Source organism: Vibrio sp. 1401 (assembly GCF_033340295.1).
On sequence record NZ_JAWOWF010000859.1, the window covers coordinates 1 to 513 of the forward strand.

The 513-nt window shown below is 49.5% G+C and carries 1 protein-coding gene; it reads left to right on the plus strand.

Annotation, left to right across the window (positions count from 1 at the left end; translation table 11 throughout):
* Positions 1-513 (plus strand): NAD-binding protein (locus tag R7Z77_RS28560; RefSeq protein WP_318137462.1); only part of this gene is annotated, 513 nt, incomplete at both ends.

Here is a 513-nt window from a genome sequence, read left to right on the forward strand (position 1 = left end):
TGGTATTGGCCGCTTTGGTCAGATTGTGAATCGCCTATTAGTATCAAACGGCGTAACAACGGTAGTGCTTGACCATCAAGCCAACCAAGTCGATAACATGCGCCAGATTGGCACTCGTGCCTATTTTGGTGACGCAACCCGACCAGATATGCTGCACACGGCAGGTATCGAGCATGCGGCTGCGTTGGGCGTCGCGATTGATAACCAAGAATCGAGTGTGGAACTGGTGAAATACGTGAAGCACACGTACCCGAAAGTGAAAATCATCGCACGTGCTTTCGACCGCGGTCATGGTTACTTGTTACGTCAAGCTGGCGCAGATGTGATTGAATCGGAAACTTATCACTCGGCACTGGAAATGGGTGGGCATGCTATGAAAGCGTTGGGCATTCACCCATTCTTTGTTGAACAGCAAAAAGACACTTACAAGCGCGTAGAAGCTCGTAAATCTGAAATGTTATACCAAGCGTGGGAAGACGATTCGGAAGGTGAGCGCTTCGACAACAACTTCCG